The organism is Ruegeria sp. CL7 (assembly GCF_056536445.1).
This window is the reverse complement of the sequence record NZ_JBQFPQ010000001.1, coordinates 703,200-722,261: the sequence shown is the minus strand read 5'-3', so window position 1 is coordinate 722,261 and position 19,062 is coordinate 703,200. Positions and strand designations below refer to the sequence as shown.

Annotated in this window: 24 protein-coding genes; 9 read left to right on the top strand and 15 right to left on the bottom strand. The window is 60.4% G+C overall.

Annotation, left to right across the window (positions count from 1 at the left end; translation table 11 throughout):
- The first annotated feature begins 83 nt into the window (after window positions 1–83).
- On the top strand, window positions 84–773 hold the full coding sequence (aqpZ, locus tag ACR0LI_RS03645) for an aquaporin Z (RefSeq protein WP_171639294.1): 690 nt from the start codon (window positions 84–86) through the stop codon (window positions 771–773).
- 62 nt (window positions 774–835) lie between these two features.
- On the opposite strand, the gene ACR0LI_RS03640 is transcribed toward aqpZ, so the two are convergent.
- On the bottom strand, window positions 836–1,393 hold the full coding sequence (locus tag ACR0LI_RS03640; RefSeq protein WP_171723071.1) for a peptidylprolyl isomerase: 558 nt from the start codon (window positions 1,391–1,393) through the stop codon (window positions 836–838).
- The gene (locus ACR0LI_RS03635) at window positions 1,386–1,892 is read right to left on the bottom strand and encodes a peptidylprolyl isomerase (RefSeq protein WP_152458298.1); all 507 of its coding nucleotides are present in this window, start codon (window positions 1,890–1,892) and stop codon (window positions 1,386–1,388) included. Before ACR0LI_RS03635 ends, ACR0LI_RS03640 begins: the two co-directional genes overlap by 8 nt.
- A gap of 133 nt (window positions 1,893–2,025) precedes the next feature.
- On the opposite strand from ACR0LI_RS03635, the gene ACR0LI_RS03630 reads away from it, so the two are divergent.
- The 7 genes from ACR0LI_RS03630 (at window position 2,026) to ACR0LI_RS03600 (ending at window position 8,340) form a co-directional block, all read left to right on the top strand.
- A complete protein-coding gene (locus ACR0LI_RS03630) occupies window positions 2,026–3,216 on the top strand; it encodes a phosphoglycerate kinase (RefSeq protein ID WP_480718023.1) in 1,191 nt (396 codons plus the stop codon).
- A gap of 71 nt (window positions 3,217–3,287) precedes the next feature.
- On the top strand, window positions 3,288–3,632 hold the full coding sequence (locus tag ACR0LI_RS03625) for a lysozyme inhibitor LprI family protein (RefSeq protein ID WP_480718022.1): 345 nt from the start codon (window positions 3,288–3,290) through the stop codon (window positions 3,630–3,632).
- Window positions 3,633–3,772: 140 nt separating this feature from the next.
- Window positions 3,773–4,072: an FtsB family cell division protein gene (locus ACR0LI_RS03620; RefSeq protein WP_171115419.1), complete on the top strand. Its 300-nt coding sequence runs from the start codon at window positions 3,773–3,775 to the stop codon at window positions 4,070–4,072.
- A 170-nt stretch (window positions 4,073–4,242) separates the two neighbouring features.
- Window positions 4,243–5,232 carry a pyruvate dehydrogenase (acetyl-transferring) E1 component subunit alpha gene (gene pdhA, locus ACR0LI_RS03615; protein WP_171115415.1) on the top strand — a complete coding sequence of 330 codons (990 nt, stop codon included), beginning with the start codon at window positions 4,243–4,245 and terminating at the stop codon, window positions 5,230–5,232.
- Between the two features lie 15 nt (window positions 5,233–5,247).
- Window positions 5,248–6,621, top strand: coding sequence for a pyruvate dehydrogenase complex E1 component subunit beta (locus tag ACR0LI_RS03610; protein ID WP_171631707.1), 1,374 nt, complete (start codon window positions 5,248–5,250; stop codon window positions 6,619–6,621).
- Between the two features lie 14 nt (window positions 6,622–6,635).
- A complete protein-coding gene (locus tag ACR0LI_RS03605; protein WP_480718021.1) occupies window positions 6,636–7,943 on the top strand; it encodes a pyruvate dehydrogenase complex dihydrolipoamide acetyltransferase in 1,308 nt (435 codons plus the stop codon).
- A gap of 154 nt (window positions 7,944–8,097) precedes the next feature.
- On the top strand, window positions 8,098–8,340 hold the full coding sequence (locus ACR0LI_RS03600; protein ID WP_480718020.1) for a hypothetical protein: 243 nt from the start codon (window positions 8,098–8,100) through the stop codon (window positions 8,338–8,340).
- A 4-nt stretch (window positions 8,341–8,344) separates the two neighbouring features.
- Here the strand turns inward: ACR0LI_RS03600 and cysE are convergent, their stop codons facing one another.
- On the bottom strand, window positions 8,345–9,154 hold the full coding sequence (cysE, locus tag ACR0LI_RS03595; protein ID WP_152458304.1) for a serine O-acetyltransferase: 810 nt from the start codon (window positions 9,152–9,154) through the stop codon (window positions 8,345–8,347).
- Window positions 9,155–9,237: 83 nt separating this feature from the next.
- On the opposite strand from cysE, the gene ACR0LI_RS03590 reads away from it, so the two are divergent.
- Window positions 9,238–9,576 carry a TraR/DksA family transcriptional regulator gene (locus ACR0LI_RS03590; protein ID WP_171631697.1) on the top strand — a complete coding sequence of 113 codons (339 nt, stop codon included), beginning with the start codon at window positions 9,238–9,240 and terminating at the stop codon, window positions 9,574–9,576.
- Here ACR0LI_RS03590 and ACR0LI_RS03585 read toward each other — a convergent pair.
- Genes ACR0LI_RS03585 through ACR0LI_RS03530 form a run of 12 tightly spaced genes read right to left on the bottom strand, consistent with a single transcriptional unit; the run spans window position 9,557 to window position 18,904 of the window.
- Window positions 9,557–9,853, bottom strand: coding sequence for a DUF7742 family protein (locus tag ACR0LI_RS03585; protein WP_152458306.1), 297 nt, complete (start codon window positions 9,851–9,853; stop codon window positions 9,557–9,559). The genes ACR0LI_RS03590 and ACR0LI_RS03585 overlap by 20 nt on opposite strands.
- Window positions 9,853–13,968 (bottom strand): baseplate multidomain protein megatron, encoded by a 4,116-nt coding sequence (locus ACR0LI_RS03580; RefSeq protein ID WP_480718019.1) that lies wholly within the window; start codon window positions 13,966–13,968, stop codon window positions 9,853–9,855. Before ACR0LI_RS03580 ends, ACR0LI_RS03585 begins: the two co-directional genes overlap by 1 nt.
- The gene (locus ACR0LI_RS03575; RefSeq protein ID WP_210092500.1) at window positions 13,968–14,414 is read right to left on the bottom strand and encodes an NlpC/P60 family protein; all 447 of its coding nucleotides are present in this window, start codon (window positions 14,412–14,414) and stop codon (window positions 13,968–13,970) included. Before ACR0LI_RS03575 ends, ACR0LI_RS03580 begins: the two co-directional genes overlap by 1 nt.
- Entirely contained in the window at window positions 14,411–15,298 is an 888-nt protein-coding gene (locus ACR0LI_RS03570) for a DUF2163 domain-containing protein (RefSeq protein WP_480718018.1), read from the bottom strand. The genes ACR0LI_RS03575 and ACR0LI_RS03570 overlap by 4 nt, the downstream gene beginning before the upstream one ends.
- Window positions 15,298–15,930 (bottom strand): DUF2460 domain-containing protein, encoded by a 633-nt coding sequence (locus ACR0LI_RS03565; protein WP_171723064.1) that lies wholly within the window; start codon window positions 15,928–15,930, stop codon window positions 15,298–15,300. Before ACR0LI_RS03565 ends, ACR0LI_RS03570 begins: the two co-directional genes overlap by 1 nt.
- 15 nt (window positions 15,931–15,945) lie before the next feature.
- Window positions 15,946–16,608, bottom strand: a complete 663-nt coding sequence (locus tag ACR0LI_RS03560) for a phage tail tape measure protein (protein WP_480718017.1) — start codon at window positions 16,606–16,608, stop codon at window positions 15,946–15,948.
- Entirely contained in the window at window positions 16,595–16,804 is a 210-nt protein-coding gene (locus ACR0LI_RS03555) for a rcc01693 family protein (protein ID WP_209832770.1), read from the bottom strand. Before ACR0LI_RS03555 ends, ACR0LI_RS03560 begins: the two co-directional genes overlap by 14 nt.
- On the bottom strand, window positions 16,801–17,121 hold the full coding sequence (locus tag ACR0LI_RS03550) for a gene transfer agent family protein (protein WP_171723061.1): 321 nt from the start codon (window positions 17,119–17,121) through the stop codon (window positions 16,801–16,803). Before ACR0LI_RS03550 ends, ACR0LI_RS03555 begins: the two co-directional genes overlap by 4 nt.
- Before the next feature lie 4 nt (window positions 17,122–17,125).
- The gene (locus ACR0LI_RS03545) at window positions 17,126–17,539 is read right to left on the bottom strand and encodes a phage major tail protein, TP901-1 family (RefSeq protein WP_171723060.1); all 414 of its coding nucleotides are present in this window, start codon (window positions 17,537–17,539) and stop codon (window positions 17,126–17,128) included.
- 20 nt (window positions 17,540–17,559) lie between these two features.
- Entirely contained in the window at window positions 17,560–17,973 is a 414-nt protein-coding gene (locus ACR0LI_RS03540) for a DUF3168 domain-containing protein (protein ID WP_171723059.1), read from the bottom strand.
- On the bottom strand, window positions 17,970–18,308 hold the full coding sequence (locus tag ACR0LI_RS03535; protein ID WP_171723058.1) for a phage head closure protein: 339 nt from the start codon (window positions 18,306–18,308) through the stop codon (window positions 17,970–17,972). Before ACR0LI_RS03535 ends, ACR0LI_RS03540 begins: the two co-directional genes overlap by 4 nt.
- Window positions 18,305–18,904: a head-tail connector protein gene (locus tag ACR0LI_RS03530; RefSeq protein ID WP_480718016.1), complete on the bottom strand. Its 600-nt coding sequence runs from the start codon at window positions 18,902–18,904 to the stop codon at window positions 18,305–18,307. The genes ACR0LI_RS03535 and ACR0LI_RS03530 overlap by 4 nt, the downstream gene beginning before the upstream one ends.
- Between the last annotated feature and the right edge of the window lie 158 nt (window positions 18,905–19,062).

The window sequence follows — 19,062 nt, the reverse complement described above, 5'->3', positions numbered from 1 at the left end:
GGGAAAATTCCCCGTTCGGCTCAATTTAACAAAAGTTAATTTATGAATTACACTTAAGCTCATTGCATTGTGGAGGAAATTTCATGTCATCAAAACTACTGGCCGAGTTCTTCGGCACCTTCTGGCTGGTTCTCGGAGGTTGCGGCAGTGCCGTATTGGCAGCGGGCGTTGCAGATGTCGGCATTGGGTGGCTTGGCGTTTCCTTCGCCTTCGGCCTGACGGTTCTGACAATGGCTTACACGGTTGGCCATATCTCGGGCGGGCACTTCAATCCGGCGGTCAGCCTTGGTCTGATGATCGGCGGGCGGTTTCCGGCAAAGGATCTGCTGCCCTACTGGATCGCTCAGGTCATCGGCGCCATAGCCGCCGCAGTGGTACTGTATCTGATCGTCAGCGGTGCGCCCGAGTTCGCCGGCGTCGGGGGATTTGCGTCCAACGGATATGGTGAGGCCTCACCCGGCGGATACTCTCTGATGTCCGCTCTGGTGATCGAGATCGTGATGACCGCTTTCTTCATCCTGATCATCCTGGGTGCAACCTCGGACAAGGCGCCGGCCGGTTTCGCCCCCATCGCAATTGGTCTGGCCTTGACCCTGATCCACCTGGTGTCAATTCCGGTCACCAACACTTCGGTCAACCCGGCCCGGTCCACAGGCGTCGCCCTGTTTGCCGACGGCCCTGCCCTGTCACAGCTGTGGCTGTTCTGGGTGGCCCCGCTGATCGGCGGCGCGATCGGTGCGGTCATCTGGAAAGCGATGTCACAAGACGATTGAGTTTTGTTCAATCGACCATAAGAAACAGCCCGGCGCTTTTTGGAACGCCGGGCTGTTTCGGTTCATTCGGTGACGGTGACTTTTTTCATCATGTCGGGCTGTCCCGTAACCGCTCCGGTCTGGGAATGCCCCCGTTTGATCGCATCCACCACGTCCATACCGTCGGTCACCTGACCGACCACGGTGTACTGGCCATCCAGAAACGGGCCGGGTTCGAACATGATAAAGAACTGCGAATTGGCTGAATCCGGGTTCTGCGATCGGGCCATGCCGACCACGCCACGATCAAAGGTCAGATCAGAAAACTCAGCCGGCAGATCCGGGCGGTCTGACCCGCCACGCCCGGCATACCGCATGTCAAAGCCGTTCGCGGTGGAATTGCCGTATTGAACATCGCCGGTCTGGGCCATGAAACCTTCGATCACGCGGTGGAACACCACACCATCGTACGTGCCGTCCGCAGCCAATGCCGTGATCTGTTCCACGTGCTTCGGCGCGACATCTTCGAACAGATCGATGGAGATCGTGCCATTGGCCCCTTCCCCTTCGACCTCGATCTGCAAACCGCTGGCCAGCGCCGGGCTTGCCAGCAGGGCAAAGGCGGCGGCAAGCTTATACATCTGCGGCCACCTTGACGCTGATCATGCGGTCGGGGTTCGCAGGCGGCTCGCCACGTACGATCGCGTCCACATGCTCCATGCCTTCGATGACGCGGCCATAAACGGTGTACTGACCGTTCAGGAAGTGGTTGTCCTTGAAGTTGATGAAGAACTGAGAGTTGGCCGAATCCGGGTTCTGCGACCGGGCCGCGCCCAGCGTACCGCGATCATGGGGCAGCTTGGAAAACTCTGCCGGCACGTTCGGCAGCGACGAACCGCCGGTCCCCGCCATACGCAGGTTGAACCCATCTTCCATGTCGCCGTGCTGCACGTCACCGGTTTGGGCCATGAAGCCGTCGATCACTCGGTGAAAGGCCACGTTGTCGTATTCTCCGCTGCGGGCCAGTTCTTTCATCCGCGCGCTGTGCAAAGGCGCCACATCCGGCAGCAGCTCGATGACGACATTGCCGTCTTTCAGCTCGATGATGATCGTGTTTTCGGGATCCTTGATCTCGGCCATGAGGCCCTCCTGTCGTTTATCTTGCGCAAATACCTATGACGCACGCGTACGAATGCCAAGTGACGCATTGACCTGAGGGCAAATTGCAGGAAAAGAACCGCCTAAATCATTTGCCAATGACAAGGATCGCACAATGGGCTGGAAAACACTGGACGATATGGACCTGAACGGCAAACGCGTGCTGGTGCGTGTGGATATCAACGTGCCCGTGGTTGACGGTGTTGTGACCGACGCCACCCGCATTCAAAGGATCGTCCCCTCGGTGCGCGATATTCTGGCCGCTGGTGGAAAACCGATCCTTCTGGCTCATTTTGGCCGTCCCGGTGGCGAACGGCGTGAAAGCCTGTCGCTGAAACAACTGGTCCCGACATTGGAAAGCGCTTTTGGCGCAAAGGTGCAGTTTGCTGCCGATTGCGTCGGGGCCGAGGCGGAACTGGCCGCCGGTGCCTTGCAGCCCGGCCAGGTGCTGTTGCTCGAGAACACGCGTTTTCACGCGGAGGAAACCAAGAACGATGCCGATCTGGCCGCAGGTATGGCCAGGCTGGGTGACGTGTACTGCAACGACGCGTTTTCAGCGGCGCATCGGGCCCACAGCTCGACCGAGGCCATCGCGCGCCTGCTGCCTGCCTGTGCGGGCCGTTTGATGCAGGCCGAGTTGCAGGCACTGGAAAGCGCGTTGGGCGCGCCCAAACGCCCGGTAACAGCGGTTGTGGGCGGGGCCAAGGTCTCGACCAAGCTGGAACTGCTGGGCAATCTGATCGACAAGGTCGATTATCTGGTGATCGGTGGCGGCATGGCCAATACGTTCCTCGTCGCGCAAGGTGTCAGTGTCGGAAAATCGCTGGCCGAAACTGCGATGAAAGACACCGCTGCCGAAATTCTGGCCAAGGCCGAAAGCACCGGCTGCCAGATCGTTCTGCCACGTGACGTCGTGGTTGCCAAAAAGTTTGAAGCCAATGCCCCTCATCAGGTTTTGCCCGCGGATCAATGCCCCGAGGATGGCATGATCCTGGATGCTGGCCCCGAAAGCGTGGCCGCGATCATCGAGATATTCGACAAAAGCAAAACCCTGATCTGGAACGGTCCGCTGGGCGCATTCGAACTGGAACCGTTCGACGCCGCCACCAATGCCGCCGCCTTGAAGGCGGCCGCGCTCAGCCGTTCGGGTCAGCTGATCTCGGTCGCCGGAGGTGGAGACACGGTTGCTGCCCTGAACGCCTCGGGTGCCGCCAAGGACTTCACCTATATCTCAACCGCGGGTGGCGCGTTTCTGGAATGGATGGAAGGCAAAACGCTGCCCGGTGTCGCAGCGCTGGATCAGTAAGCACTGCTTGCCGCCTTTGATCGCCTGACATGGTCCATGGTATTATCCCCTTTTGAACGGGGGATATTACCGTGAAGCCAATTTATTTTCTTGTCCTAATGATGCTGCCCTGCTCTGCCGCCGCTCAATCCAGTTGCGGCGGCCAAACCCAGCTTGACGCCAATTTCTGCGCCAAGGAACAATGGGAGGCCGCAGATCGCGAACTCAACCGGCTGTGGGCACAGATCAAACCCGCAGCCGATGCGCGCGGCGACGGCGATGCTCTTCTGGCCGAACAACGCGTCTGGCTGAAGGTCCGAGACGCAACCTGCGACAAGGAATTGCCAGGCGGCGGCAGCGCTGCGCCGATGTTCTACTGGACCTGCATGAAAGAACAGACCGTCGCGCGAAATCAGGCGCTGGAATCCTGGCGCTGACGAGGATCAGGACGCGCTTAAATTACTGATGAAAAAATCGAAACAGGGGATTCACAACCCGAATCACCTGTGACATAGTGTGTTCAGATGCTCGCAAAGGGCACGTTTTTGAGGCTAGTTTTCATACGGCGGTAAACAGAGTGTCCCGTTCCCATCGGCCCGGTTTGGGCTCAATCATCTTTTTCTCGGTGGCTTTCATGCTTGGTGTGTATTTCACCTTTGCCGCCGTACAAGGTGACTATGGCCTGTTTCGGCGGGTCGAAATTGCTGCGGAACGGGACGCGCTGTCACAGGACCTGGAAAAGCTGAACGCCCAAATCGCCGAATTGGAGAACCTGACCCGGCGCCTGTCCGACACCTATCTGGATCTTGACCTGCTCGATCAGCAGGCACGTTCTGTTCTTGGTATGATCCGAGCGGATGAAATCGTGATCCGCTGATCCTGTTTGGGCCGCCGGATATTGTCGGACCATCGTCGCACCGCTTTGCCCGTCGGCTGCGCCTCGCCCGCGCGGACGCTGCGTCACATTTCCCCTCGCCAGAAAGCTCCAAATGCTTTATGAGATAGTTTAACGCTAAACTATCTTGCCGAAAGGGGGAGATCGCCACTATGGCTGCGCGAAAAACCACAAAGAAACCAAATGTTTCTGCGGAAGAACTCAAGACATACTACCGCGAGATGCTTCTGATCCGTCGATTCGAAGAAAAGGCGGGTCAGCTTTATGGCATGGGTCTGATCGGCGGGTTCTGCCACCTGTACATCGGTCAAGAGGCGGTTGTTGTCGGGCTCGAAGCGGCAGCACAGGACGGCGACAAGCGGATCACCTCGTATCGTGACCACGGCCATATGCTGGCCTGTGGCATGGACCCGGGCGGCGTGATGGCCGAACTGACCGGGCGCGAAGGCGGCCTGTCCAAGGGCAAGGGCGGTTCGATGCACATGTTCTCGAAAGAAAAGCATTTCTATGGGGGCCATGGCATCGTCGGCGCGCAGGTGCCTTTGGGTGCAGGTCTGGCCTTTGCCGACAAGTACAAGGAAAATGGCGGCGTGACCTTTACCTATTTCGGCGATGGTGCCGCAAACCAGGGCCAGGTCTATGAGACGTTCAACATGGCCGCTCTGTGGGATCTTCCCGTGGTTTTCGTGATCGAGAACAACCAATACGCCATGGGCACAGCCCAGGCGCGTTCGACCTCGTCACCCGATATTTATGTACGCGGCGAAGCCTTCGGCATCCCCGGCGAGATCGTCAACGGAATGGATGTGCTGGCCGTCAAAGCCGCTGGTGAAAAGGCCGTTGCCCACTGCCGCGCCGGCAAGGGCCCATACATTCTTGAGGTAAAGACCTACCGATATCGCGGCCACTCGATGTCCGACCCGGCCAAGTACCGCACCCGCGAAGAGGTTCAGAAAGTCCGCGAACAAAGCGACCCGATCGAACATGTGCGCGAGCTGCTGCTGACCGGCAAACACGCGACCGAGGATGACCTGAAGGCGATCGACAAGGAAATCAAAGAGATCGTGAACCAAGCCGCCGAATTCTCGAAAGAAAGCCCCGAGCCCGCCGTTGAAGAGCTCTGGACCGACATTTACGCCTGAGAGGACGAATAAGACATGGCAACCGAAATTCTCATGCCCGCCCTTTCGCCCACGATGGAAGAGGGCACGCTGGCCAAATGGCTGGTCAAGGAAGGCGACACCGTATCCAGCGGTGACATCCTGGCCGAAATCGAGACCGACAAGGCGACAATGGAATTTGAAGCTGTCGACGAGGGCATCGTCGGCAAGATCCTGATCGCCGAAGGCAGTGAAGGGGTCAAAGTGAACACCCCGATTGCGGTTCTGGTCGAGGAAGGCGAAGACGCCTCGGCCGTGACCGCGGCTGCACCCGCAGCCGCAGCGGTGACCGAAGCCGCCCCGGCGGCGGTCGAGGCCCCCGCTCCTGCCGCTGCGGCCCCCGCTGCGCCGGTGGTCGACCTGTCGCCCGACTGGCCGGCAGATGCCGAGATGAAATCCGAAACCGTTCGCGAAGCTCTGCGTGACGCGATGGCCGAAGAAATGCGCAACGACGAAGACGTCTATCTGATGGGCGAGGAAGTCGCGGAATATCAGGGCGCATACAAGATTTCCCAGGGTCTGCTGGACGAATTCGGCCCCAAGCGCGTGATCGACACACCGATCACCGAGCACGGCTTTGCCGGCATCGCCGTGGGTTCGGCCTTTGGCGGTCTGAAGCCGATCGTCGAGTTCATGACGTTCAACTTCGCGATGCAGGCGATCGACCAGATCATCAACTCGGCCGCCAAGACGCTGTACATGTCCGGCGGTCAGATGGGTTGTCCGATCGTGTTCCGCGGCCCCAACGGCGCCGCCGCGCGCGTGGCTGCCCAGCACAGCCAGGACTATGCCGCCTGGTACATGCAGATCCCCGGCCTGAAGGTCGTCATGCCCTATTCGGCAGCCGACGCCAAAGGTCTGCTGAAATCGGCCATCCGCGACCCCAACCCGGTGATCTTCCTGGAAAACGAAATCCTCTATGGTCGCACTTTCGACATGCCGCAGGTCGATGACCTGACCGTGCCGCTGGGCAAGGCGCGCATCTGGCGCGAAGGCTCGGACGTGACCATCGTCAGCTTCGGCATCGGCATGCAATACGCACTGGAAGCCGCAGACAAGCTGGCCGAAGACGGCATCAGCGCCGAGGTCATCGATCTGCGCACCATCCGTCCGATGGATACCGGTGCGATCATAAACTCGGTGATGAAGACCAACCGTCTGGTGACTGTGGAAGAAGGCTGGCCGCAAGGTTCGGTGGGCAGCTATATCAGCTCGGTCGTGATGCAGGAGGCGTTTGATTACCTCGACGCGCCGGTCATCAATTGCACTGGCAAGGACGTGCCGATGCCCTATGCCGCCAATCTCGAAAAGCTGGCCCTGATCACCACCGATGAGGTGATCGCCGCCGTCAAACAAGTGACCTACCGGTAAGGAGCGACAGACAGATGCCTACAGAAATTCTGATGCCCGCCCTGTCCCCGACGATGGAGGAAGGTACGCTTGCAAAATGGCTGGTTAAGGAAGGCGATACCGTCTCCTCCGGTGATCTGCTGGCCGAGATCGAAACCGACAAGGCCACGATGGAGTTCGAGGCCGTTGACGAAGGCACCATCGGCAAGATTCTGATCCCCGAAGGCACCGAAGGGGTCAAGGTCAACACCGCTATCGCGATTTTGCTGGAAGATGGCGAAAGCGCCGATGACATCGCCGCGACCCCGGCCAAAGCCCCGGAGGCGGCACCAGCCGCCGCGGGCAACGAGGCTGCCGCGCCAGCGGCACCCGAGGCGCCTGCCCCTGCCCCGGCCGCTCCGGCCAAGGCGGATGGTGGTCGGATTTTTGCCTCGCCGCTGGCCCGCCGGATTGCTGCACAAAAAGGTCTCGACCTGACGCAGATTGCCGGTTCCGGCCCGCACGGTCGCATCGTCAAGGTCGATGTCGAAGGCGCAACTGCCACCGCTCCGGCAGCAGCTCCTGCCACAGCTCCCGCCGCCGCGCCCGCAGCTGCCCCTGCAGCTCCGTCTGGTCCATCGGCGGATATGGTCGCGCGGATGTACGAAGGCCGCCCGTACGAGGAAATCAAGCTCGACGGTATGCGCAAAACCATTGCCGTACGCCTGGGTGAAGCCAAACAGACCATCCCGCATTTCTACCTGCGCCGCGACATCAAGCTGGACGCGCTGCTGAAGTTCCGCAGCCAGTTGAACAAGCAGTTGGAAGGCCGTGGCGTGAAGCTGAGCGTCAACGACTTCATCATCAAGGCCGTCGCCAACGCGCTTCAGCAGGTTCCAGCCTGCAACGCCGTCTGGGCGGGCGACCGCGTGTTGCAACTCAAGCCGTCGGACGTGGCCGTAGCGGTCGCGATCGAGGGCGGGTTGTTCACCCCGGTTCTTCAGGACGCCGACATGAAATCTCTGTCGGCGCTTTCGACCGAGATGAAGGATCTCGCCGCTCGCGCCCGCGAACGCAAGCTGGCACCGCACGAGTATCAGGGTGGCACGTTTGCCATCTCGAACCTCGGTATGTTCGGCATCGACAATTTCGACGCCATCGTGAACCCGCCTCATGCCGGCATTCTGGCGGTGGGTACCGGCGTGAAAAAGCCCGTTGTCGGGGATGATGGAGAACTGACGGTGGCGACCGTAATGTCCGTTACCATGTCCGTCGATCACCGCGTCATCGACGGCGCGCTGGGGGCAGAACTGCTCAAGGCTATTGTCGACAACCTGGAAAACCCGATGGTCATGCTGGCTTGACGACCCGAATAATGCCTGTGCCCCGGACAGCCGGAGCGCGGGCAGCCTCAAGTGTTTTCACTGAGTTGGACTTGCGTGATCGGGGCACCGATTGCCCGATGCATCAAGACGCCCCACTTCCTTCCATTGGAAGCAGACGGAAGGCAGGTGCGCGATGCTCTCAAAAAATCTCTTTCTCAGCCTGACTGTTTCGGCGTTTCCGGCAGCCATGTCACCTGACTTTGCCTTGGCAAAGCCCAACGGCTATCCGGGTGAGCATTCAAAGTTCAAGCCAAACGATCCGGCCGCGATTGCCCGGCAGAAAGCCGCACAGGACACACGGCAAGAGCTTCGCAAACAAAAACGGGAAGAACGGCGGCGCAAGCGGTTGGACAAACGCGCCAACCGCTCTCGCTGAGCTGCTACTGATCCTTGCCCAGCATATGATCCATCGAGATCGAAGGCTGGTCGCACCCGGCTTCCCCCACGATCTTGGCGGGGATACCGGCGACGGTCTTGCAGGGCGGCACCTCTTGCAACACCACCGAACCGGCAGCGATGCGGCTGCAATGCCCAATGGTGATGTTGCCCAGCACCTTGGCCCCGGCCCCGATCAGAACACCGTCTCCGATTTTTGGATGACGGTCTTCTTCTTCCTTGCCCGTTCCGCCCAGTGTCACCGAGTGCAGCATCGACACGTTGTCGCCCACCACTGCCGTCTCGCCAATCACGATGGAATGGGCATGGTCGATCATGATGCCCTTTCCGATTTTGGCTGCCGGGTGAATGTCGATCCCGAAAATCTCGGACGAACGCATCTGGAAGAAATAGGCCAAATCATAGCGCCCCTTGCGCCACAACCAATGGGCCACGCGATATGCCTGCATGGCCTGATACCCTTTGAAATACAGGATCGGCTGCAACAGCCGATGGCAGGCCGGGTCACGTTCGTAAACGGCCATAAGGTCCGCCCGAGCAGCTTCGAGCAAACCCGGATCGTCGGCATATGCCTCATCCACGATTTCACGCAGAACCATCATCGACATTTCGTTCGAACACAGCTTGGCCGCCACCCGATATGAAAGCGCGCGTTCAAGGCTGCGGTGATGCAGGATACAGGCGTGCACGAGCCCCCCCATGAGGGGCTCTTTCTCGACGGCCGCATGGGCTTCGGATGTGATACGGGTCCAGACCGGATCAACCGGTGTCACATGGCTGCGCTTTTCGAACATGGCTTTGATCCTTTGCTGCGCCTAGAATGCCATTTAGTGGCAAAAAGACCAAACGCAAACCCATGATCGGTCATGTAACGAAAATGAATGAGTCAGAGCGCACCCATTTCGAAACACGAATTCGCGTGCGATTGGTGGAATTGCAGCAGATGTCAGCGTCGGGGCAGCAGGCTCAGGCCGTTGTCGAACTGGATCAACAGGCCGTTGGACGGCTGAGCCGCATGGATGCGCTGCAAAATCAGGCCATGGCCAAGGCACAGCAGGCCAATCGCGATGTGGAAACACGCCGGCTTCTGGCAGCGTTGGACCGGCTTGACGACGGCGAGTTCGGATATTGCGAAGACTGCGGCGAGCGCATTCCGGATGGGCGTCTGAATCTGGATCTGGCCGCCAGCAAATGCGTCAGCTGCGCGTCCGGCTAGCCTGAAATCTGGCAAGCTGGTGCAGAACCATCTCAAAACACTGGCAATATTGCAGATCGTCAAACCCGGGTTCATCGGCCAGGGCCCTGTTTCGTGCAACGGCCATGAGAGAACCATTGCCGTAAACCGGGTGGAGCTTGCCCGTGCGCTCCAAATGCCTGTCGGCCAATTCCGCCTCGTGGATCATCCGCACACACAAAGCCCCCCTGTCCGGCTGCGGCACGGCCAGCAAGGCGCGCGCCGCAGCACTGACATCCCCATGCAGAACCGGCCGCATTAGGCAGCGTGCCCAACCGCAAGACGCGACCAGGCACCCGGTCCGAATACAGCAGATACCTGGGCCACTTCGACCTCATAGCCCCCGGACAGACCATCCGCCGCTTTCATGGCCGTCGAGTAGGTCCACCTTGGTTCGGATGTCAGTTCTTCGCGCAGAACGGTTCCACTCGCAATGACACGGACCAGGTAGGATTCGCTTTCTTCGCCCAAGGGAATCTCCAGCCCCGACCAGTCATCCGCATCCGTTCGGGCACGTCGGATCCACGTAAGCTCATCCCCGGCGGTACCAGACCGAACCCGCATGTGCACAGGCGCATAGGGGCGCAATCCGTTGCCTGCAAACGAGGCAATCAGGTGTTGATAGGACGGATCATCATAGCCGCGGGTCGCAGGCCCAATGCGATAGTGTTTGGCAAGACGCCTTTCGTTTCGCAGCAGGCTGATCTGTTGCACCCTGTCATTCAGCAGCACGAATACTGATCCATCCGGCCAGACATCAGGCATCAAAGCGTCTGTTCCCAGTTGACCCCTGAGCCGCCCGGACAACGCGTATACATCCGGGGCCTCGAGCGCCGCGTCAGCGAACTGAAAAACCTCCCAGTTACCCGGTGTTCCGTCACCGATTGCAGCCAGATTGACGCCATTCATCACCGAGCTGCGCGGACGGGATTCCAACTGACCCGTAAGCAGTTTGACCTTCAAGGCAGGGCCCTCATCCCAGACACCGACACTGGCGCGCCTCAGCGGTGTTTCGGTCACGCCGACCACTGCCCGCTGGGCAATGACGTCGCTCAGGCGATAGCCATCATCACTGGACGAGGAATAGACCGTTGCCGCCCCGGGCCATGGATCCCCGGTAACGGCCAGATAGGGCGCATGAGGGGCCTCGGCGCCCGTGATCAAGGGCAGATCCAGAAAAACCGGCAGCACGGGGACCGGCGCCGCATATGGTTTGACCGTTGCCGGGTCATCATTCAATTCGGACGCCTTGTACACGCCCTGTTCGATCCGGACCGCTTCAACCAGTTGCAGGTCAGCGGATTCCAACCGGTCGATCCGGTACACCGGCCCGGTTTCAGCGTCTGTCAAACGAACCAGATCCCCTGCCCCCAGGTGCATTTGAGACGGCGGAAGCGCAAACCGAACCGTATCGCGGGAAACTCTGGCTTCGCTCAACCAGCGTTCGGTCGTTTGCCGCCCTTCGGTGCGGGTCATGGACAGAGGCATCTCATTCACCGATACGGAATGGGTGCGATCATCGGGCAAAACCGCCTCCTCCGCGACGACGTCATGATCCGCGTCCGACTGAACAAAGCGCAGACGAACGCGCCCGGTCATTTCGGCCTCGGCCTCGCGCCGGTGTTCGACCGTGCCCTCAAGATCGCTGCTGATCGCCAGATGGTCGGGGTTCAAGGCAACTGCGCCGTACCCGTCGCGCATCTGGAACTTCAACACTCCATCCCTTTCGATCGCATCAAACCCATAGCGCAGCATCAGCGGCTGCAAGGCGGAACGGGCGTTCGTCACGTCTTCGAGGACATACCCGCGAACCACACCGTACAGACCAGAGACGTCTATATCCGTGACACCTGCACCGTGGCAGATTTCGGTCACCACGGAGGCCAACGTACGAGACCCGGACCGACCGTTCAGCCAGTGCCCTCTGGGATAGTTCTCGCCATCGTCCCACTGTCTTTTCAGGTTCGGAAAGGTCGGAAACGGACGGGTATCCCATGCCCAGACATACACGTTTGCCATGTCCAGCATCGGCGCGCCGTAGATGTCCGAGATCGGATTGACCTTCGGATCGCTCCAATAGCCAAGCATCGCCGTCAGATACTGAACCTGAATGAAGTCGTCGCGCAGCCCGTTTGAATACGCGGGCAACAGCGATTCCGATGACTTCGGGTCCAGGAATTTGTTCGGCTGGTTCGTGCCCTTGTCGATTGCCGCACACCCCAACTCGGTGAACCAGATCGGTTTCGATGCGGGCACCCAATCGGTCGGATTGGATTGACGCACACCTCCGATCCGTTCGTGATGCGGATTCGACCACCAGTTGCGCAGGTCCTTGTATCTCCAGATCCACGGCTCGTCATGCCCCTGATCTTCGATCGGAGTCCTGATCTGCGCTTCCGCCTCTTCCGGAGAGGCGTAGTACCAGTCATACCCTTCACCGCCTTCGATATTGCTGCGAAGGTACCCCAGGTCGTAAATCGAAGGCGCGCCGGCCTCGGCGTCCAGATGGTGTTCACCGTCACGCCAATCGGACAACGGCATGTAGTTGTCGATGCCGATGAAATCGATGTTGTCGTCCGCCCAAAGAGGGTCGAGGTGAAAATACCTGTCGCTGGTGCCTTTTGGCTGGTATCCGAAATACTCGCTCCAATCCGCTGCATAGCCGATTTTCGTGTCCGGCCCCAGAATCTGACGCACCTCGGCCGCCAAGGCGCGAAGCTGCGCAACGGCCGGAAAGCCCGAAGCCCCCCTGATCTGGGTCAGGCCACGCATCTCCGACGAGATGCAGAATGACGAAACGCCGCCGGCAGCCTTGCACAGCATGGCATAGTGCAGAATGAAACGCCGCAGGCTCCATTCCTGAGGGCCGGAATATTGGATGATTTCTTTGGCCGTGACGCCGCTGTCCCCCAGCAGCCCGCCAAAGGTACCGCCCCCGGAGACCCAAGTTAAACCGGTATCCCCTCTGTCGTCAGGCCGACCACCCGGTCTGGGCCTGACCAGACCACCCGAGCCACCACCGGTGCCGCCCGATCCGTTCGTATCCTGGTTGATCGCAAAATCCTGCGCACGTGCTGTTCCGAAGAACGCGGCGACCTGCGCATCGGCAGATGCCGTCTGGTCCGCGGAACCGGGACGCCCCGGCGCCACATCCAAGGTGATCCGCCCACGCCATGGCAGGTGAGGCTGACTTGACGCATCCGACCAGGGATCAGGCAGCCCGTTCCCCGTCAATTGCTCCATCAGGATAAAGGGGTAAAACATTACCCGCTTGCCGGATTGGTTCAGATGGCGGATCGCCTCGACCACGGCCACATCGGCCGGTGTCCCCCCATAGACCGGGCGGCCGTTTTGTCGCACCACAAGCCCGGCGTCGCTTCGGGCCTGATCAGATACGATCCAGGGCATGTCGCTGCTGTCGATCTCACGCTGTTCGATCTTTGGCCGGATCTTGCAGTGTCCGCATCTCAGGTCATCGCCGAACCACGACACCACCAAAGATGCGGCATCACAATTGGGCAACTCGCTTTCCAGCGCTCGGGTCGAGGAGACAAGATCCGAGGTGCCGGACGCGGAATGTGCGTTGGCAGGCCAGCTCTTGCCAGATTGTGAATAATTCACCTGAGAGCTGGCCAGAGCGTATTCCCCGGTCCCCGGTATCATGGCAACCCCGCGCACGATCTGAGGCAATGCACTGTCGTGATCGGGCATGTCCTGCTGCGTGGGGCGCACAACTTCAAATGAAAACTGCGGCACCCGATTGCCAAAAGTGCCGAGCGGGAAGTCCTCGATCACGACATAGGCGGTTCCGCGATAAGCCGGAACCGTTCCGGCGCCTTCAATCGCCTCGATCAGCGGGTCCGGCAACTGGTCCCACGTGCCATGGTAAACCCGCATATTGAAGCCGGATCGATCTTGTTCTTCTCCATCCGCCCAAATGCGCGCGACATCGGCGATCTCACCGGCACCAACCGCAATCGCCAGCGAAATCGAGTAACTGTACGTGACGGTAGTCACCTCAGGGGTCTTGGGTTTCCCCTTGCCCCCGCCGCCGCCACCCTCTGTGGTCGTTGTCTGGGTCTCCAGAAAATCCGAAGCCCAAATGACCTGACCGCCCACACGCATACGGCCAAACACGGTGGTCACCGGCGCACCTTCGCCGGTTTCCGTCAACCGAAACCGATCCATGCGACCGGTTTCGACGACTTCACTGCCACTGCCCATAACGGACTGGTTAAAGAACTTCTGATCAAGGATCCGCCCGACCGTCGCACCAACAGCCCGACCGATAATTGCGGTTGAAAGGCCCGCAACCGTGCCCCCGATCGAACCGCCCAGCGCGGCCCCGGCTGCAGAAAGAAGAATAGTGGCCATCAATGCATCTCCATCGGGAATTCGAAACAGGAAACGATACGGCGGCACCAAGGCCTGCTCAGTGCGTTTTCCACCACGCCGTGGCCGGAATACGCGTGAATAAAGCGGGGTTCGGGGTGCGTAGTACTGACGATGCCCAGATGCTTGGCGACGCTTGCGTCGCGCATCCGAAACAGCAGAACATCCCCCGATGCCATCTTGCCTATTGGTTTTTCGACCAGATGCCGCCTGGCAGCCACCCACATCCGTTCCTCGCCCTGCGGTTCGGACCAGTCCATGCTGTAGGCCGGAACAGATTCAGGTTCCCGCCCGATCACGGCGCGCCAAACGCCGCGCAACAGGCCCAGACAATCCGCACCGGCACCTTTGACCGAGGCCTGATGCACATAAGGCGTTCCAAGCCAATTGCGCGCCTCTGTCACAATATCCTCTCTACGTATCGTCACCGTAAGCTGCCTCCGCTATTGGTTTTGCTTTTCTTGGGAACAGCCATGACCCAGTCTTCGCCTGGAAGATCTGGAAACCCTTGAAAATTCAGAAAGTTGTTGAACTTGAACTGGCAGGTTTCCATGCGCTTGTCGCATCCTGCCCGCAGTTTCACGCTGTCGCCGATCGCCAGGCTGGCCCCGAAACCGGACCAAAGCGTGATTTCCCGCCCGGTTGCCGTCTGCCTGTCGTTCTTGATCGAAGACCACAACCCCTTGGCAGAACCGGACAAAACGTCCACGCGCCCCCGTTCGAACCAGCCTTCTTCAATGGTCTGACCTCCTGCAACATGCAAAAGGGTGCCGCCATCGAAACCCGAGATCACACCGTTGAACCAATACCCCGGCGTGTCGGTGTTGAACCGGCAGGCCCGATCCCCCAACACAGCCGTGCACGGCTTTTGGTAAACACGCCCCAAAGGGCGGTTCAGCAAGTCGGTCAGGCCACGCAATTCCGCATGGAACGCGCCGCCAGAGCGGCGCAACTCACCGATTGAACCACGGAACTGAAGGATGCGCTGATCCAGATCTGCCCAATTGACCAGCCAGGCGCGCACTTCGGCCCCGTCAAAACGCCCCGCTTCGATATCCTCGTCGCGAATGGCCGCGTCAGCCAGTGCGCCCATCGCTTCTGTGTTGTCGATGGACAGGCCCGTGGCCTGCTCGATGGCGGCGGCCGTCAGGCCGGTACTTGCCTTGAAGGTCAACCCGTCAAAACTCAGCTCCCTGTCGTGGTCGGTGAAACCGTATTCCTGACCGTCCGTGCGCTTGATCGCCCAACAGCGGCAGACCGTTGTCAACCCGCTTTGCAGATGCGCGTGCAGGCCCTTGATATCTTCAGCCATCAGATGCGCACCTCGACCACTGGAACGTTCGGTACGTCGCCGGCCTGAAAACTGGCAACGCTGGTCTGGATTTTGTCGGTGTCAAAGCGCACCGGCACGTCAAATTCATAACCCGCGGTGATATCGACCTCTTCCGGCGGCGGGTCCGCAAACGTGACCCTGCCCGTCGTCAGATCAACGTCAAAATCCACACCCTCGCGGACCTCATCCTGATCCAGCCCCAGACGCACCGTCCCCAATACCGGTTTCACGATGGGGCGCGCATAGCTTACCCCGCCCGATTGGTAGGTCTTGATCAACTGGAATTCGGTGCGTGTTCCGTCGCCTTTCGCGATCACCTGATCTCCGAAATTGATGTCCGCCGTGGCCTTGCCGGATTTGAAATCCGACCAGTCTTTCCAGCGAAAGCCGAACATCTGGCCCTGCCGCGCTTCGAAGAACGAAATCAGTGTCTCGATATCGTCCAGCGACCGCATCCCCAGCCCCGCATCATATCGGCGACGCGAATGGGCCCACGGCGTGTTGCGCTCTTCAAAACCATTGGCCAGCGTCACGATGTCCGTGCGCCGTTCCGGCCCCCCGACCGAGCCAAAGCTCAGGCTGGCGGGAAATCTCACCTCGTGGAAATTCATCAGCTGCTCCCTGATTTACCTGTTGCGATTGCCGCGCCCCAGCGCGCGGCTCATCTGGGCCGCAATCTGCCCCTGAGAGCGGCGGAACCCCTGCACGTCAGGTGTCGAAATGTTCATCACCACATTCACGGCACGCCCGGCGCCTTGCGTCCGCACGCCCAGCTTGCCATCGGCCCCGCGCGCAAGCGGCATGATCGCCTCTGGCCCGGCTTCTCCCATCAGCCCGGTGCCGCCGCGCATGGGAAACATGGTCGGGCCGCTGACCACACCGCCATTGGCGAAGGGCATCACCCGGCCCTGGCTGAAGCTTCCGCCATCGGCAAAGGGCAGAATTCCCTTCACCAACCCGCCGACCGTGTTGGCCAGCATGCCGCCAAAGTGGTCCGTCACCGGCTTGATCGCAGCCGCATAAGCCGTTTGGATCAAAGAGTTCTTCAGGATATCCAACGCACCGGAAAGGCTCATCCCATCCAGAACGACACCATCGAAGGCCTTGCGCAATCCGCTGGACATGCCGCGCTCCAGCGTCGCGACATCCTTGCCGGTCTCTTCAAATGCGGCGCTGACGCGCTTCATCTGGCTGTCAAACGCCGCCGCCATAGTCGCAGCATCGCCGAGGGAATCGCCCAACGCTTCGCCTCGTTCTTGCAGGTCATCAAACCCGTCACGATCTGTCATCACGCTCTCCTTGTGTCTTGTCCGGATAGGCCGCCTGCAAAGCGTCCAACCCCGCCCGGTTCATTGCGGGCGCTCCGGAACCCTGCCCCAGCATCAGCCGCAGCTCTGCCGGGGTCAGACGCCAGAATTGATCCGGCGTCAGTCGCAGCCCCAGAAATCCGGCCCGCATCAGGACAGGCCAGTCGAACCCGCTCATGCGCCCTCCGGCACCATGAAGGCGCGCGCCAACAATTCGGCTGCGGTTCTGGCGGCAGCCATGGGGCCGCCTTCGATCTCGGCATGCATAAGGTCGGTCCGGGCAATGTGGCAGCCACCGCCCCGCAAACCGGCAACGATCAGCGCCAGAACATCCGCACTGGAATACGCACCGCCCTCAAACCGCTGCACCAGCTCAACCAGCGACCCAGCATTCAGCTCCTGCTCCAACTCCGCCAAAGCACCAAGCGTCAGTTTGAGCACCCGCTGCTCGCCATCGATGGTCAGCGCCACCTCGCCTGTCCACGGATTGGCCATCGGATCAAAGCCCCGTGAAGGTCAGAGCACCGGCACTGGCCATGCTCATCTCATAGGTCGCCTCACCGTTGTGCGAGCCCGCGTACTCGATGCTGGTCACCTGGAACGGGCCTTCTACAATCCCGAAATCAGGGATGATGACCTGAAAGGCTGGAGTTTCGCCATCAAAGAACAACTGCCGCGCGCGTTCATCCGTGCCAGCATCCTTGAACACGCCCGAGCCAGAGATCGAAGCCGATTTGACCCCCGCCCCGGACAAAAGCTCGCGCCATCCACCCTGGCTTTCCAGACTGGTGACATCCACACTTTCAGCATTGAAACTTATGCGCGTGGCCCGCAGCCCCGCGATGGTCTGGAACAGGCCGGTACCGTTCATATCCATTTTGACCAACAGGTCTTTTCCGTTCTGGGCAGCCATGTGCTCTCTCCGTTGATTGCTTAGTCATCTTCCACGCGGGCGCGGAATTTCAGGTCGATCTGGCGGATGGTGCCGCCGGTCCCGGTGCGCCGGGCCGAGGCCCGCTCGAACCACAGCCCCACCAAACGCCCGCGACCCAGGTTGAGTGGCGCGTTTTCCAGCGCGTCACACACCGCGCCGGCCAGTGTTTTGGCAGCACCGAACCCTGCCTCCTGGGACACCACCGAAACGGTGAAGCGGTGTATCGCGCCCGCGCCTGTTCGGTCCGACGCGTCCCGCACCTCTTCGGGGCCCAGCGTCACATAGGTCTGCGGCACGGTTCCTGCGGGTACGGCATCATAGATCGCGCCCCCCGATTGGCTGCTGACTGCCGCGTCCGCTGAAAGCTGTTGATACACGGCCGCCTGCAAAGCAGCGGAAACGCCATAGCTCATGCCGCCACCTCTTCATCTGCGAAACAGGTCAGGAACTTGCCGCGCGGGTCATGCTCGGCCACGGCCCGGATTACGAAACAGCGATTTCCCTCGCGAAACCGCTGATCTGGCGCGGGGCGCATCGAAGATCCCATGGGCGCTCCGCGTACCACGATGCGGTACCCGACACGCGACACAGACGCTCCGGCGATCTGCCGTTCCGCGCCACTGCGCGCCGTCACCTCGGCCCACAGTGTCCCCATCGCAGCCCATGTTTCGGTATAGCCTCCCGCCCCATCAGCACTTCGCATGGGCGCCTCCAGCACCAACTTACGGTTCAGATGCGGCGTATTCATTGCGATACCCCCGCCCCGAAACGCACCACGCGATAGCGCTGGATCAGGCTGGTGACACCAAAGGGCATACATCCAGCGCCCAATGAGGTTTCATCCCGGTATTCATAGTAATGCGCCGCCAGCAGCAGCACGGCTTGCCCAAGATCGGCAGGTAACCCGCCCCAATCCTGCGCCATCCCCGCGACAAACGAAATCTTTACGGAACCACCCGTTTCGATGGCAGGCAGGCTGAAACCCAATGGGCGGATCCGGGGCCGCTGACTATCATGCTCCAGCCGATAGGTCGCGGCGTCCTCAACTGTTTCACCTCCTTGTTTGTCAGTCAGGGTCACGGCCTGCACTGAAACCACCGGGGCCACAGGCAGCACTTCGCCCGACGGGTCGCGCCACCTGTGCAAACTCCACGAGAAATCCCGTGTGATCAGAACCGTGCCAGTACGCGCCTCGATCGCCGCGATGGCGGCCCGCAGGAACCCCTTCAACACTTCATTCTGCACATCATCCTCGGCAAAGCCCGTGCCCAACCTCAGATGCGCCTTGAATTGTTCCACCGGCAGCGCCGCATCCGCGATGGCGGTCTCTTCGATCAACATCATCCACTCACTCCGCAATCTCGGACCCCTCCAGGGCCCCATCCTTGGAAAATGGCGGGCACGCGCCGCCCCACGTTGCTCGGACGGAGGGGAACAGCTAGACAACGCAGAGGATCTCACTCCGGCCCGCGCCCGCCGTCCGAGGGGCCAAGGCCCCCCGG

Bases quoted from the DNA above. Each gene is read 5' to 3' on its own strand.
- aqpZ (WP_171639294.1), top strand. From the start codon at position 84: ATGTCATCAAAACTACTGGCCGAGTTCTTCGGCACCTTCTGGCTGGTT.
- ACR0LI_RS03640 (WP_171723071.1), bottom strand. From the start codon at position 1,393: ATGTATAAGCTTGCCGCCGCCTTTGCCCTGCTGGCAAGCCCGGCGCTG.
- ACR0LI_RS03635 (WP_152458298.1), bottom strand. From the start codon at position 1,892: ATGGCCGAGATCAAGGATCCCGAAAACACGATCATCATCGAGCTGAAA.
- ACR0LI_RS03630 (WP_480718023.1), top strand. From the start codon at position 2,026: ATGGGCTGGAAAACACTGGACGATATGGACCTGAACGGCAAACGCGTG.
- pdhA (WP_171115415.1), top strand. From the start codon at position 4,243: ATGGCTGCGCGAAAAACCACAAAGAAACCAAATGTTTCTGCGGAAGAA.
- ACR0LI_RS03610 (WP_171631707.1), top strand. From the start codon at position 5,248: ATGGCAACCGAAATTCTCATGCCCGCCCTTTCGCCCACGATGGAAGAG.
- ACR0LI_RS03605 (WP_480718021.1), top strand. From the start codon at position 6,636: ATGCCTACAGAAATTCTGATGCCCGCCCTGTCCCCGACGATGGAGGAA.
- ACR0LI_RS03600 (WP_480718020.1), top strand. From the start codon at position 8,098: ATGCTCTCAAAAAATCTCTTTCTCAGCCTGACTGTTTCGGCGTTTCCG.
- cysE (WP_152458304.1), bottom strand. From the start codon at position 9,154: ATGTTCGAAAAGCGCAGCCATGTGACACCGGTTGATCCGGTCTGGACC.
- ACR0LI_RS03590 (WP_171631697.1), top strand. From the start codon at position 9,238: ATGAATGAGTCAGAGCGCACCCATTTCGAAACACGAATTCGCGTGCGA.
- ACR0LI_RS03585 (WP_152458306.1), bottom strand. From the start codon at position 9,853: ATGCGGCCGGTTCTGCATGGGGATGTCAGTGCTGCGGCGCGCGCCTTG.
- ACR0LI_RS03580 (WP_480718019.1), bottom strand. From the start codon at position 13,968: ATGGCCACTATTCTTCTTTCTGCAGCCGGGGCCGCGCTGGGCGGTTCG.
- ACR0LI_RS03570 (WP_480718018.1), bottom strand. From the start codon at position 15,298: ATGGCTGAAGATATCAAGGGCCTGCACGCGCATCTGCAAAGCGGGTTG.
- ACR0LI_RS03565 (WP_171723064.1), bottom strand. From the start codon at position 15,930: ATGAATTTCCACGAGGTGAGATTTCCCGCCAGCCTGAGCTTTGGCTCG.
- ACR0LI_RS03560 (WP_480718017.1), bottom strand. From the start codon at position 16,608: ATGACAGATCGTGACGGGTTTGATGACCTGCAAGAACGAGGCGAAGCG.
- ACR0LI_RS03555 (WP_209832770.1), bottom strand. From the start codon at position 16,804: ATGAGCGGGTTCGACTGGCCTGTCCTGATGCGGGCCGGATTTCTGGGG.
- ACR0LI_RS03550 (WP_171723061.1), bottom strand. From the start codon at position 17,121: ATGGCCAATCCGTGGACAGGCGAGGTGGCGCTGACCATCGATGGCGAG.
- ACR0LI_RS03545 (WP_171723060.1), bottom strand. From the start codon at position 17,539: ATGGCTGCCCAGAACGGAAAAGACCTGTTGGTCAAAATGGATATGAAC.
- ACR0LI_RS03540 (WP_171723059.1), bottom strand. From the start codon at position 17,973: ATGAGCTATGGCGTTTCCGCTGCTTTGCAGGCGGCCGTGTATCAACAG.
- ACR0LI_RS03535 (WP_171723058.1), bottom strand. From the start codon at position 18,308: ATGAATACGCCGCATCTGAACCGTAAGTTGGTGCTGGAGGCGCCCATG.
- ACR0LI_RS03530 (WP_480718016.1), bottom strand. From the start codon at position 18,904: ATGATGTTGATCGAAGAGACCGCCATCGCGGATGCGGCGCTGCCGGTG.